This is a genomic window from Pseudomonas sp. SWRI154 (assembly GCF_014268645.1).
Taxonomy (GTDB): domain Bacteria; phylum Pseudomonadota; class Gammaproteobacteria; order Pseudomonadales; family Pseudomonadaceae; genus Aquipseudomonas; species Aquipseudomonas marvdashtae.
Genome location: NZ_JABWQW010000001.1, coordinates 101,797 through 114,842, shown reverse-complemented (window position 1 = coordinate 114,842; position 13,046 = coordinate 101,797). Strand labels below are relative to the sequence as shown.

At 59.1% G+C, this 13,046-nt stretch carries 10 protein-coding genes; 7 read left to right on the top strand and 3 right to left on the bottom strand.

Annotated elements, in window-relative coordinates; all coding sequences use genetic code 11:
* The first annotated feature begins 15 nt into the window (after positions 1-15).
* Positions 16-2,163 (top strand): TonB-dependent receptor, encoded by a 2,148-nt coding sequence (locus HU806_RS00480; RefSeq protein WP_186609000.1) that lies wholly within the window; start codon positions 16-18, stop codon positions 2,161-2,163.
* A 24-nt stretch (positions 2,164-2,187) separates the two neighbouring features.
* Here the strand turns inward: HU806_RS00480 and HU806_RS00475 are convergent, their stop codons facing one another.
* A complete protein-coding gene (locus HU806_RS00475) occupies positions 2,188-4,158 on the bottom strand; it encodes a TonB-dependent receptor (RefSeq protein ID WP_238350087.1) in 1,971 nt (656 codons plus the stop codon).
* Positions 4,159-4,468: 310 nt separating this feature from the next.
* Between HU806_RS00475 and HU806_RS00470 the strand changes: the two genes are divergently transcribed.
* The 3 genes from HU806_RS00470 to HU806_RS00460 all read left to right on the top strand — a co-directional run bounded on the left by HU806_RS00470 (position 4,469) and on the right by HU806_RS00460 (position 7,404).
* A complete protein-coding gene (locus HU806_RS00470; protein ID WP_238350086.1) occupies positions 4,469-5,455 on the top strand; it encodes a helix-turn-helix transcriptional regulator in 987 nt (328 codons plus the stop codon).
* A 287-nt stretch (positions 5,456-5,742) separates the two neighbouring features.
* Entirely contained in the window at positions 5,743-6,852 is a 1,110-nt protein-coding gene (locus HU806_RS00465) for a serine hydrolase domain-containing protein (protein ID WP_346657136.1), read from the top strand.
* A gap of 48 nt (positions 6,853-6,900) precedes the next feature.
* A complete protein-coding gene (locus HU806_RS00460; protein WP_202884423.1) occupies positions 6,901-7,404 on the top strand; it encodes a MarR family winged helix-turn-helix transcriptional regulator in 504 nt (167 codons plus the stop codon).
* Positions 7,405-7,454: 50 nt separating this feature from the next.
* On the opposite strand, the gene HU806_RS00455 is transcribed toward HU806_RS00460, so the two are convergent.
* Positions 7,455-7,973, bottom strand: a complete 519-nt coding sequence (locus HU806_RS00455; RefSeq protein ID WP_186608994.1) for a YkgB family protein — start codon at positions 7,971-7,973, stop codon at positions 7,455-7,457.
* 220 nt (positions 7,974-8,193) lie between these two features.
* On the opposite strand from HU806_RS00455, the gene HU806_RS00450 reads away from it, so the two are divergent.
* Positions 8,194-9,183, top strand: coding sequence for an MBL fold metallo-hydrolase (locus HU806_RS00450; protein ID WP_186608992.1), 990 nt, complete (start codon positions 8,194-8,196; stop codon positions 9,181-9,183).
* A 201-nt stretch (positions 9,184-9,384) separates the two neighbouring features.
* A complete protein-coding gene (locus tag HU806_RS00445; RefSeq protein WP_186608990.1) occupies positions 9,385-11,025 on the top strand; it encodes a RopAA-2 in 1,641 nt (546 codons plus the stop codon).
* A gap of 115 nt (positions 11,026-11,140) precedes the next feature.
* On the opposite strand, the gene HU806_RS00440 is transcribed toward HU806_RS00445, so the two are convergent.
* Complete coding sequence (locus HU806_RS00440; protein ID WP_186608988.1) at positions 11,141-11,992, bottom strand: AraC family transcriptional regulator; 852 nt, start codon at positions 11,990-11,992, stop codon at positions 11,141-11,143.
* Positions 11,993-12,109: 117 nt separating this feature from the next.
* Between HU806_RS00440 and HU806_RS00435 the strand changes: the two genes are divergently transcribed.
* On the top strand, positions 12,110-12,913 hold the full coding sequence (locus HU806_RS00435) for an alpha/beta fold hydrolase (RefSeq protein WP_186608986.1): 804 nt from the start codon (positions 12,110-12,112) through the stop codon (positions 12,911-12,913).
* The last annotated feature ends 133 nt before the right edge of the window (positions 12,914-13,046 follow it).

The window sequence follows — 13,046 nt, the reverse complement described above, 5'->3', positions numbered from 1 at the left end:
TCCCCGGAGTTTTCCATGTCAGCACCGCTGTCTATCCAACCGCTACGCCGTCCGTTGGGCTGGCGTGAGAATGTCCTGACCCAAACCCTGGCGCTGGCCTTGTCCAGCCAGATATGTACGGCCTATGCCGCCGACTATAAGCCTGCCGCCAGCTCGGAGGTCATCGAGCTGGCCCCGCTGACGGTCAGTGCCCGGTTGAACGAAGAGAGCGCCAAGGACATTCCTTTCGGGCTTACGGTGATCGACGGACAAGCCCTCGAAACCCGGCGCTTGCGCAGCCTGGAGGACGCATTGCGGACCACGCCGGGCGTGGATGTGAACTCCTGGGGTGGCGCCAACGATGCCAATGTACGCATCCGTGGTGTCGGTTCGTTGAACCAGATGAGCATGGACGACGGCTCGGTGGTACTGAATGTGGACGGGGTGCCGATGTCGGTGCGCAACTCGGCGATGGCCACCCTCGATGTCGAGCGAGTGGAGGTGCTCAAGGGGCCTCAGGGCACGTTGTTCGGGCGTAACAGCGAGGCCGGCGCGATCAACGTGACCACCCGCAAACCGACCCGCGAACTGGAAGGTTATGTGCGCGGCGAAGTGGGCAACCAGGGCCAGTTCATGACTGAAGGCGCCGTTGGCGGGCCATTGACCGAATCCCTCGCGGGACGCATTGCTGTGCGCCGCAGCGGCTTTGATAACTGGGTCGACGACCAGCAGGACGGCGACCCGTTGACCAAGCCTCGCGACCTGGCCCTGCGTGGCAGCCTACTGTGGGATAACGACCAGGGCACGACCGGGCTGTTGATCGCCGAGCGCCAGCGCGCCGATCATTATGCCGGCCTGGAAATGCTTCGCCCGTTTGGCAACCGCCCCAGCCTGGACTACACGCCCGGTACGTTCGATGACAACCAGAAGACTAACGAGCGTTATTCTTTCGAACTCAATCATGACCTGGCGCAGGCACGGATCACCTCGATCAGCGCCTACACCAGCACCGATTTCAATGCGGTAAAAGGCTACGACCGCAACATCACCGAAGCGCTCTACGGCTCACCGTTCGAATACCTGATCGAAGATACCGCCAAGGAGCGCGTGTGGAGCCAGGACCTGCGCCTGGGTTCGCTGGCGGACGCCGATGTGTTCTGGGTGACCGGGGTAAATCTGTCACGCTCCGAGCGCAGCTTCGATTCCGAGGATTTCACCAACGGCGCCCGGCAGATGCGCGATTTCACCACCAACAGTTATGCGCTGTACGGTGAGATGACCTATCTGATCGCCGAAGACTGGAAGCTCACCACCGGCCTGCGCCACACCTGGGACCGCAAGACCTATGGTGCCGACTATTCCAGCGGTGGCACTACCACCGGCGACGACCGCCGCTTGCAGGATAACTACAGCACCGGACGCGTGGCGTTGAGCTATGCGCTCACGCCACAGACGAACCTGTATGCGGTGTTGTCGCGGGGCTATAAATCAGCGGGCTTTAACGACTACGCGACATCGGTCAGGGACAGCGAACCCTACAAGGCAGCCAAGGTGAATTCCGCCGAAGTCGGTTTCAAGCATGAAAGCGCCGAGGGCGCCTTGAGCCTTGAAGGAGCATTGTTCATGACCCGTGTGCAGGACGACCACCTGCTGGGGTACGACTTCAACACCCTGGCGGTCAGCGCCGTGAACGCCGATACCCGCAGCAAGGGCGCCGAGCTGTCGAGCACGTGGCATGTCACCGATGAACTGACCCTGGGCAGCGCCGTCAGCTACACCAATGCGGTGGTGACCTCTGATGCACCGGGCGTTTCCGGCGGTGATGTCACCGCGGGAAATCGTGTGCCGGATGTGCCGCTGTGGAGCGGCAACTTCAGCATTGCCTGGCAGAGGAACCTGGGCGAGTTCATGGGATTGCCGGCGCCGCGCCTGAACACGTTGCTCAACTATCGCGTGCAGAAAAATCGCCCGGCGGACCCGCAGAATCACTACGACCTCAAGGGCTACGCCAAGCTGGACCTGCACGTGGGCCTGGAGAGTGGCGGTTCGGAAGTCTATCTGTGGGGCGACAACTTGCTCGATGCGCGATACGACTTGTATGGATCGTACTCCACCGATCAGGTGATCACCGGCATGCCGGGCCGAGGGCGCTCGGCCGGCGTGGGGTACAGCTATTCGTTCTGAGTGCCCTTTGAATCAAAGGGCAGATTAGAACTGATAGGTGTAGCCGACCCCCAAGGTGCGCCGCCGTGCCGGCGCACCGTAGGCCACCGGGTCACTGTAGAAGCCATAGGTGTCGTAGGTCTGGTTCAGCAGGTTGTCGGCGAAGGCATAGACTTCGCCAAAGCGGCTTTCCAGGCCGGCGCGCAGGTCGAGTTTTTCGTAGTTGTCCAGGTTGAAGTGGTTCTGCGGATCGGCTGCGCGCTCGCCCACCAAGCGGTAGTTCAGGCTGGTGTTCAAGGTGGTTTCGCCAAGGCTGGCGAAGGTGCCCAACGGGTGCCGCCAGCCGATGTTGAGGTTGCCACTCCAGCGCGGAACATCCGGGGTACGGTTGCCCGCCGCGACATCACCGGCCTGGATGCCCTGCACGGCGCTGGTGATCTTGGCGTCGAGGTAGGTGACGCTGGCCGCAACGGTCAGGTCATGGTCGAAGTGCCAGGTGCCCTCCAGTTCGGCGCCGCGAGTGCGGGTATCGGCATTGAACGCGTTGGTGGCGAAGGTTGCGGCGTTGTAGCCCAACAGGTGGTCGTCGTGCACGCGGGTGTAGAACAGCGCACCGTTCAAGCTGCCGCGACGATCTTCGGTCTCACTTTTGAACCCCAGTTCGACGGCGCGGCTGACAGCGGCCTTGTAGGGCTCGCTGTCGCTGACCTGCGCCGCATAGTCATTGAAGCCGCCGGATTTATAGCCTCGCGCCAATTGCACGTAGACGTTGGTTTGCGCGGTAAGCGCATAGCTCAGGGCTACGCGGCCAGTGCCGTAGTGGTCGGTCAGCTTGCGTGAATCGTCCACGGCGCTGGCGCCAGCGAAGTATTGGCCGTCGTAGGTCTTGCGATCCCAGGAATGGCGATAGCCGGTGGTGAGCTTCAGCCGCTCGGTGAGCGGGAAGGTGATTTCGCCGTAGCCGGCGTACGTGGTGGTGGTGAAGTCGCGAAACCTGGCATCGGCGGTGCCATAGGTATTGCGCGGCGTGTCGTAGCTGCGCTCGTTGCGGCTGGCGGCAAGGCCGGCGATCCAGAACGTGTCGGCGTCGGGCAGCGAGCTCAAGTGCAGGTCCTGGCTCCAGCTGCGCTCGAAGGATTTGTCCACCGCCCAGTACTCGCTCGGGGTGCCATACAGGGCGCCCATCAATTTGCTGTCGTAGGCGACCAGGCCTTCGAAATCGGCGGTGGAGGTGGCGGTTGTCGACGTCAGGCGACTGTTGGCGAAGTCATGATCGAGCTTGACGGTGTAGCGCTCGGTGGTCTTGTAATTGTCATCGAACAGACCGGGCGACAGGTCCAGGCTGGGATCGCTGCCATAAGGACGCAGCACCAACGAGTTGGTGGCGCGTTCGGTTTTCTGGCGTTCGGCGCTGAACAGCACATGGGTGTCATCGTTGAGGTCCCAGAGCAGGCTGGCGCGATAAGCCTCGTTGCGCGGCTTGGTGATGGGATCGTTGGTCCGGTCGTTGTCGATCCAGCTGTCATAGCCGGCACGGCGCACGGCCAGGCGACCACTGAGGCTGTCGCTGATCGGCCCGCCGATGGCCCCTTCGCTGAGGAACTGGCCCTCCTGACCCACCTCGCCGCGTACATAACCTTCCGGTTCGCGGGTCGGCTGGCGAGTGGTGATGTTCACCGCGCCCGCCTGGCCAATCGCACCGGACATGGTGCCCTGGGGACCCTTGAGCACCTCGATGCGATCGATATCCAGGGTGCCGAAACCGAGGCTGCGTGACGCGACCGGAACACCGTCGATGTTGAATGCCACCGAGCTGTCATCCATCGACATCTGGTACAGCGAGCCGACGCCTCGGATCAGCACGTTGAAGTCATTCGGTCCGCCGGAGGAATTGACGTTGACCCCGGCCGTATTGCGCAGGGCGCTTTCCAGCGTGTCGAGCCGCTGGGTACGCAGTTGCTCGCCGCTGATCACGCTGAGGCTGATGGGCAGGTTTCGCGGGTCTTCCTGCTCCATGCGCGCGGTCACCGTCGAGACGGGTAATTCAAAGGTCTCGTCAGTGGCGGCGAGTACCGGACTGGCCAGTGTCCAAGTTAAAACTATTGTTATAGTATTACGTCTGTAGCAAGATCCACGGATAGCCGTCGTGTTGCGTCGTGCAGACATTGTAGGTCCTTGAGCGAGGATTCTGATCGATGCGCGTTACGTTGCCTGCAACGAATTGGCGCAGCTTGGGAAACGCGCCAGATGCTAATAATTATCAATTGCATAGATCTACCCCAATGTGATCTGATTCGAGCCGTATCCGGTCAACAGGAGATTCACGATGTCAGTCGTTCAAGGAGGCGCAGGAGAGCCGATGCCGGTCTCGCGAATCATCACGGGAGAATATGGAAGTGGTCTCGGACCTGGGGCGCACTGTCGGGTCACGCGCATGAACCTGCAGGACGGCCTCGACATCGTGCGTTGGCAAAGCAAATTCGAGCAACCGATCGAATTGCCTTTGCAGGACGACAGCGAATGTATCCATTTCAGTTTCACCAACCTGCTCAAGGGCAAGGCCGCCTGCAGCTTTCGTGAGGGGCGCCGGCAACGTCGCTACGTGATCGACGAAGGCGCCGGCTGCATCAGCTACGGCCGTCGTCGCCACGGCCTCTATCACCAGCATGGGGAGATCGACAACATCACGGTAATGATCCGTCCCGAGGTGTTGGCTCAGTGGGAGTTGAAGCTCGATCCGCTGCTGAACCAGGCACTGGCTTGCGAACATTGTTTTCTTGACGGCCACCGCAGTGGGGAGATGAGCGCGACCGCGCATCTGTTATGCACGGCAATGGATCACGGCCCTGGCTCACCGACAAGCCAACCCCGAAGCGGCCTTTGGTTGTATGGTCAAAGCGTGACCCTGGTCAGCCTTTTCCTGGAGGCGCGCCACAACGTCGATTGCACCTGCCGCGTCAGCCACATTGATCGCCAACGCTTGCTTCGTGCGCGTGAACGCTTGCTCGCCGATCTTGGCAAGGCGCCAAGTCTTTCAGAACTTGCTCGCGAGTCCGGGATGAGCCAACCAAAGCTCACGCGCGGGTTTCGCCAACTGTTCTTGAACAGCGTCTACGGCGTCTTCCAGCAAGCGCGGATGATCCAGGCCCGAAGTCGATTGTTGCACGGAGAAGAGTCGGTGATGAGAATCGCGTCGGACCTCGGGTATGCCAACGCGAGCCATTTCGCCACGGCTTTCCGCAAACAGTTCGGGATCAATCCCTCGCTTCTCAAACATGGCGGCAGAAGCAAGTTATCAATCTCGGCAAAGTAACCATGACCACCACGCCACCTGGCCTCTGTGCTTAAACGAGACGCAAACAGCAGCGTCCTGCAGCTCGGGCGTGATTCCAATGAGTAGGCTATGGTTCAAGCGGGCGCGTGTCTTAACGTGCGTGAATAGCAAGACAAAGTAAGGGATAGGTTATGCACTCATCCGCTATTCTTCATGCGGCTGCGCCTGGTCGTTCGCTGCTTCTCTCGCTTGGCCTGCTCGCTGCGGGTATCACCTCGGGCGCATGGGCTGAGGATTATCCCCACGCTCAGGAACCGATTGGCACCGTGGAGCAGATCTATGACGGCGCCATTCTCCCCGATCTGGCGGTCAGTACCTACCGCAACATCGACCGGCTGTTTCCCACCCACAGGATTAAAGCCAGCGATCACCCGCATGCGCTGCCGAAATCAGACAAACAGCTGCCCAACGTTCGCTTCACTGTCGGGGACAAAAAGTACGACCTGTACGACTTCGTCGCACTGGACAGCATCACGGCGATGCTCGTGCTCAAGGACGGCAAGATCGTGTTCGAGACCTACCAGCGAGGCAATACCGAGAAAACTCGATGGATGTCGATGTCGATAGCCAAGTCCATCACCTCGACGCTGGCGGCTGCGGCGATCAAAGACGGCCTCATCAAGGGCCTTGATGCGCAAGTGGTGGATTATGTTCCCGAGCTTAAGGGCAGCGCCTACGAAGGCGTGACCGTGCGCGACGTGCTGATGATGTCTTCGGGCGTGAAGTGGAACGAGACCTACACCGATCCGGCGTCCGATCGTCGTGCGTTACTCAAGGCGCAGATATCGCAGAAACCGCGTTCGGCGATGGCCTTGATGGCTGGTTTGCCGCGAGCGGCCGAGCCCGGCACGGCCAACACTTACAGCACTGGCGAAACGCAGGTACTCGGCGAAATCGTCCGTGGCGCTGTGAAAATGCCGCTGGCCGATTATCTATCGCAGAAGATCTGGCAGCCGTTCGGTATGGAGAGTGATGCCCGGTGGTGGCTCGATTCGCCTGACGGCGTGGAAATCGGTGGCAGCGGTATCAGCGCCACGCTGCGCGATTATGGACGCTTCGGGCTGTTTTTCATGAACGGTGGCAAGATCAATGGCACGTCGATTCTGCCTGAAGGCTGGATCAAGGAAGCGACGCTGCCGACCACCCTCAAGGGCGGCAAGTCGCTGGACTACGGTTACATGTGGTGGACGGCGTGGACCGAGCCGTCGGTGAAAGACGGCGCCTATGCGGCGGTCGGTATCCAGGGCCAGAATATCTACCTCAACCCTGCCAATAACGTGGTGATTGTCACCTTCGGGGCCCAGCCCAAGCCGGTTGACAAAGAGCCGATCGATCCGATGGTATTCTTCGATGCCGTGGTAGCGGCTTTGAAGTAAATCCGCAAATTTCTTGCGTTCTATGCGCGATGCACACATATTTGATTCATGAAAGATATCAAGCTCGAAAACATGGTTGGCGCGCTGTCGCTGGCGATTTCCGACTCTATTCATCAAGGCACTCAAGACGAGGCGCCTGAAGTCGGCCCGGCAGCTGCTGCTATTGCGTTGCTCAATCATGAACCCGGCCTGTCTATAGAGCGCTTGAGGCGAGCCTTGGGGTTGTCTCATCCTGGGGCTGTGCGTCTGGTCGATAGGCTTGTCACGCAGGGCGTTGTGGAACGTCGGCAAGCAGAATCTGATCGTCGCTCCGTTGCGCTCCACCTTACTGCCGCAGGAAATACGAATTGTGCTGCGGTGTTAGCTGTTCGCCATGAACGTATAGCTCGCGCTTTGGAGGTCCTTGACCCGGATGAACGTGAAATCCTGGGTCGGATAACTGAAAAGCTACTACGCAGTCTGGTGCATGATCTCGATCAAGCCTATTGCGTTTGCAGGCTGTGTGATCCCGCGGCTTGCAAAGACTGTCCGGTTGCGGATGCGGTGGGGTAGGCTCATTGAGTCCATTCGGGCCATGCTGTTTGTAATTGGCATAGCGCATTTTATTGACTGCCTTTCTTTTCGGATTGGACAAAGCGAGCTCGCTGCAAGCCGTCCGTGAGAATCATCAAGCTCACGCCTAACAACGCAATGTCTTTTATCAGGAACGTGCCGAGGAAGTTCAGCCATGGAAAACCTCCTGATCCGGCCTCCCATATTGGCAATGCAAACATCGTGGAAACGGTCGTGAAGAAGGTCAGCGCTGCTAATAAGCCACCTGCGATAGCAGCCCGAGCCGACCACGGTGAGGCGATGAGCAGCAGTGCAGTGAAAATCTCGACTACACCCAGTAAGTACGAGGCACCGGTTTCGCCAAACGCTGGGTAAAGCCAGGCAAGCCATGGGGTGCCGCTGATCAGGGGGACGAGTGCCTGCACCTCGATCTGCGTGAACTTGAGAAGGCCAATCATCAGCAGGGGAAGGACAACGCCGGATAGGGTAATGGTCCGGCTTAGCTTCCCGAGCTTCGAAATAGTGGCAGTGGGGGTGGTCTGGCTGGTGACGCTCGTGATGTGCTGCATGACGTTCTCCGATTGCTTGTATGTGCGTGGAGCATATATCGGTAATCGGATTTTGTATGCTCCGTGCATATATTATTTTGCTATGAGGTCCACACTGTAGACCTTGTTGGCGCATGACCCTTGGCGTTGTCGATGCTGTTTTGCCAGGTGTGCAGAACGAGGTACCTGAGCTACCTTTATCCCCGCGACAACGATGGTCGCACTAGCAAAGGCACTCATCATGCGTAACCGCATACGGTTCCATCTCGCGTCCATACTGACGGCCGCTCTGCTCACCGGAGCAAGCTACTCACTGCCGTCCACCGCAGCGCAACCACCGCAAATCTCGACCGTGGATGCTGCACCTAAACCCGTGCTCGCGGGCGTCTATGCTTTCAAGGTAGGAAAATTTCGCGTCATCGCCCTTAGCGACGGGACGCTGCCGCTGGATTTGCATCCACTGCTTAGAGGCATCAGCGCCAAAGAGATAGACGCAATGCTGCGCCATGGATTTGCTCGCAACCCGTTGGAGACCTCGATCAATGCCTACCTCATCGATACGGGCTCACACGTGGTGCTGGTCGATACCGGCGCGGGTGAATTGTTCGGTAGCGTTGGCGGCAAGCTGCCCGAAAGCCTGGCTGCCGCGGGTTACCAGCCGGCTCAGATCAGCGATGTCCTGATCACCCACATCCATACCGATCACACCGGCGGCCTGACACGCGGCGGCCAGATGATGTTTCCCAATGCGACCATCCACGTCGGCCAGGCAGACGTCGACTTCTTCCTGGATCGTGCCAACCTGGACAAGGGATTGAAGGAGAGGTACCTGGAAGAAGCGTTGAAGACGGTTGGCCCCTATCAGCGTGCGGGCAAGCTGAAGCCATTCGCTGCCAAAACTGAAATCCTCCCAGGCATCACCGCCATCCCCACCCCGGGGCATACACCGGGCCACAGCTTCTTTCGGGTAGTCAGCGAAGGCGAGAGCATCGATTTCTGGGGCGATATCATGCACGTCGGTCTCATCCAGTTCGCCCGTCCAGAGGTGACTATCACCTTCGACGTCAACCAGGACGCTGCTCGTGCCCAGCGCCTGGAGCAATTCGAGACTGCCGCGAGTGAACAGCGATTGTCAGCAGTCGCTCACTTGCCATTTCCGGGTATCGGCCACATCAGGCGCGAAGCCGGCAGGTATGAGTGGGTCCCCGCCCAGTACCGCAATCGCGACTAATACCGCAGGCCTGACTGACGCTCAATCCAGGCGTCTTGCCTACAGTGGGTGGCGGTTCGGCGAATTAGCCCCGTGGTTTTCATGTTTATTTCGTCATTTGGAACGCTTTTTCCGGCACGGCCACTCAAGCGTAAGGATGTCGCCGCTCATACCGGAGTCATTTGCATTCTTCTATCTGCCGATCACTAAGAGAACAGTGCCATGGATACGCATAATGTAGGTGCAAGCCGCGAGCTGACTCGTGTACCTGATGAGATGCAGCAGGAAACAACGCAACAGACCTCTCACTCCCCGAGCCTCGGCTCTACAGGGGCGGCGATGAGAACGCGGCTTGAAAACCATTTCGAGGCTCACCTTGAAACAGAGGCTGGTTCCGATCAACCCGCTGCCGCTGCTTCAAGCGCCCGCAACGCGGAGCTGAACGCCATTCGCGATGACCGCGCTCAACGGTTGGAGGCAGGGGGCTATAACGTCCATGACATGGAGAAGGCGGAAAAAAACGCAGCCAGAGCCGACAGATTGTTTGCGTCAATAAAGTCAGGGATGGGAGGGACGCCCTTTGCGGTGCTGACCGAGGCAGGTAATTTCAAGCCATCCATCCTCCAGGTGGCGGGCAAGCATGGCAATACAGTACGCCAAGCGGCTATAGAGAACGCTATGTCATGCTTGTATGCCGGTATGGCGGATGCTGCCGGTAACAAGACGATCGCGGGCCTCAAGCCTGGTTATTACCTTAAACCCGAGAGCGATACGCTGCATCCGGCGCTTCAAGCATCAGTGGCGCAAAAGCTGCTGGCGTTGGACAAAGGTCCATTGCGTAATGCTTTCGACGAAGCCAATAAGTGGCTTACCGGGTTTGCCGTACGTAATACTGCAATGTACGCCTCAACGCTTGCCATGACGGCGGCTGGCAAAGAAGACCTGGATGCAATCCTGCAACCCGCCCTACGGCCGGTCACGGCTATCATCGTGGGTATAGCGATTGAGCATTACAATGTCAGCCGCGATCGCACGAACCATTTAGCTGACCCTGCAATGCTCTATGGTCGTCGGGATGCTGTACCGCAAGGGCAGCCTCATAAGCCTATTGATCAAGATACCGAATGGCTGGATGACTTCGAGACTTTAAAGGACCTCGATGCCACTGCCCTGGTCAAGATGGTCTCCGCGCGGCTGGGTGAAGGCGCGGCTACGGCTCTGAATGCGGTCATCAGCGGCGATGCCTTGAAAGAGATACTGGATCCGGTCAGTGTGGTGGGAAATGGTCTGCTGATTGGCGGTTTTTCTGCAATGGGCGCGGCTACAGCCGCCACAGCCAACCTGGCGAAGTCCAATGAGCTGGGAAAAATGGCGGCTACCGCAGCCTCGGAGGCGGTAAAAAACGTATTGGGTACCGTGGCTTTCGGGCTGTGGGCAGCGGGCGCTTCGTTAGGTGGATCAGTGCCGAAAAAAGCTGTTGCTGCGGTCGATGCCTATGTACCAAAAGCAGTAGAAGGGACCGCGGATGCAGCTGGCAGGGTGGCGGTCAAGGGAGGTGGGCTTGCACTCAAGGCATCGCTCACCGGCGCCAGATTTGCCAAAGAGACAGCTGTTTCAGCGACCAACCACACAAAAAGCGCAGCTCAAGCGACAGGGGATGGAGTCATGGGCGTTGCTAGCGCCATTGGCTCCACCTGGGACAAAAGCATGGGTGCCCTGAGGCAACGCGCAGCGGCAACCTCCCAAAGCCAAGCCGGTCAGGGTCAGAGCATCCCCATGCAGCCGCTTGCGGCCACGCAGGCGCAACCATCGTCCTCAGCGCCCGCGCGTCCGCCTGTTCGGGATGATGGCGATATCGTGTAGCGCACGTGGCGCCCAGGTCTTCACCCACGAAATGATGAGCGAGGGCGCCCACGATCAGAATGTTCGAAGCCTGTGTTTGCAGTTGGTCAACCTTGAGGTCGCGTGCGGCTACAGCCTAGGTCGATTCGACAATCACCCGCTCCAGCCGCTGCTGGCTAAGCCAGGCCTTGGGCGAAATTCCGCACTGTGATTTGAATGCCCGCGAAAGTGCGGGTTCTCCGCTGTAACCGGCTTCCTCGGCAATCAGCCGCAGTGGCAGGCCCTTCTTCAACCATTTTTGTACGAGCCCGATTCGCCAACGCTGGAGATAACCAGCGGGCGTCTCACCCAGCACGTCGCGGAATCGGTTGGCGAACACGCTACGGGACATCCCCGCCAGGCCCGCAAGCGATTCGACCGACCAGTTATTTTCCGGCGCTTCATGAATGGCGACGATTGCGCGCCGTAACTGTACGTGTGCGAGGCCGGCGAGCAAGCCGACGTGGGCGCCACCGCTTTCCATCAACTGCCTGAGCAGTTGGATAAGCAACACTTCGAACAACCGATTGAGCATGCCCTGACGCCCGCAGTTGGCCGCTTCTGCTTCGGCAAACAGCAGCGTCAGCACCGGCACGCTGTCGGGCATCTGCGACAACGGAAGGCAGACGCACTTGGGCAGGGAGTTCGCCAAGGGGTTGGCAGCGCCGCCTTCGAATTCAATATGGGCGCAGACAAATTCGGCGCCATGTTCCTTGTCGGTAATAAACCGGTGCGCGATCGGGCGCGGGTAAAACAACAGGGTGGGGCCATCGAGGCAATGAGTCCTGGTGCTGTCGTCCCATACCTGGGCCTTCCCGCTCTTGAGCAAGTGCAATTGCCCATAGGCAAGCGAGCCATCCAGTGCATTGATGCCGCACAGAGGGCCCGTCTGAAAGGTGCGGGCGCTGACAGAGAAGTGCCCGAGAATCGCGGCAAGTCGATCAACCATAAAAATACGATCCGTTAAGAAATTCGGATGAATTGTGATGGAACGTATTGTTGCGCGCTAGATACTGATCCCGTCAACGCAACAACACCTCTTACTGATCGACGATAGGAACCGACCATGCCTACTTTCAAGACTCTTTTGTCTACCACCCTTGTCTCAGCAATGGCTGTGATCGCACTCGGTGGAGCCGCCGCTGCACAAGCCGATACCGCCAAGCCCACCGTAGTGCTTGTGCATGGCGCATTCGCCGAATCTTCCAGCTGGAACGGTGTTGCCGCCCAGTTGCTGAACCAGGGCTACCCGGTAATTGCCGCAGCAAACCCGCTGCGTGGGGTGAAGCAAGACGCGGATTACGTCGCTGACATCGTCGATCAAACCGCCGGTTCGGTGATCCTCGTTGGCCACTCCTACGGGGGAGCGGTGATATCTAATGCAGCGCTCAGTGATCCCAAGGTCAAGGCTCTTGTCTATGTCGCAGCCTTTGCGCCGGAAAAAGGCGAAACCGCTATCGAGCTGTCCGGTCGCTATCCTGGCGGCACCCTTGGCCCGACCCTGGCAGCTCCGGTGCTGCTGGACGATGGCAACAAAGATCTCTACATCCAGCAGGACAAGTTCGGTCGCCAGTTTGCCGCCGACGTTCCGGCAGCCGAGGCCGCGCTGATGGCCGCAACGCAACGTCCGATCAGTGAGGCCGCGTTGAAGGAAGCATCGGGTGAACCAGCCTGGAAAACGGTGCCTTCGTGGTTCATCTACGGTTCGGCTGACAAGAACATTCCCGAAGCTGCGCTGAAATTTATGGCAGAACGTGCGGGCTCGAAAAAGACGGTCACCGTCCAAGGGGCATCGCATGTAGTGATGACGTCCAACCCGGAGAAAGTTGCAGCGTTGATCATTGAAGCCGCGCAAGCGACTGCTCAGTAAGCAGGGAAACCGTAACGGAGATTCCGTTCGAGCACACCGTCCTCAACCTTAAACAGGGCTGTTCGCCTAGCAGGCAACAGCCCTTTGGACAGGCTGAGAGGTTACAGCTCTAGACCAAGGCCAAACGGATAGA

Bases quoted from the DNA above. Each gene is read 5' to 3' on its own strand.
- HU806_RS00480 (WP_186609000.1), top strand. From the start codon at position 16: ATGTCAGCACCGCTGTCTATCCAACCGCTACGCCGTCCGTTGGGCTGG.
- HU806_RS00475 (WP_238350087.1), bottom strand. From the start codon at position 4,158: ATGGAGCAGGAAGACCCGCGAAACCTGCCCATCAGCCTCAGCGTGATC.
- HU806_RS00470 (WP_238350086.1), top strand. From the start codon at position 4,469: ATGTCAGTCGTTCAAGGAGGCGCAGGAGAGCCGATGCCGGTCTCGCGA.
- HU806_RS00460 (WP_202884423.1), top strand. From the start codon at position 6,901: ATGAAAGATATCAAGCTCGAAAACATGGTTGGCGCGCTGTCGCTGGCG.
- HU806_RS00455 (WP_186608994.1), bottom strand. From the start codon at position 7,973: ATGCAGCACATCACGAGCGTCACCAGCCAGACCACCCCCACTGCCACT.
- HU806_RS00450 (WP_186608992.1), top strand. From the start codon at position 8,194: ATGCGTAACCGCATACGGTTCCATCTCGCGTCCATACTGACGGCCGCT.
- HU806_RS00445 (WP_186608990.1), top strand. From the start codon at position 9,385: ATGGATACGCATAATGTAGGTGCAAGCCGCGAGCTGACTCGTGTACCT.
- HU806_RS00440 (WP_186608988.1), bottom strand. From the start codon at position 11,992: ATGGTTGATCGACTTGCCGCGATTCTCGGGCACTTCTCTGTCAGCGCC.
- HU806_RS00435 (WP_186608986.1), top strand. From the start codon at position 12,110: ATGCCTACTTTCAAGACTCTTTTGTCTACCACCCTTGTCTCAGCAATG.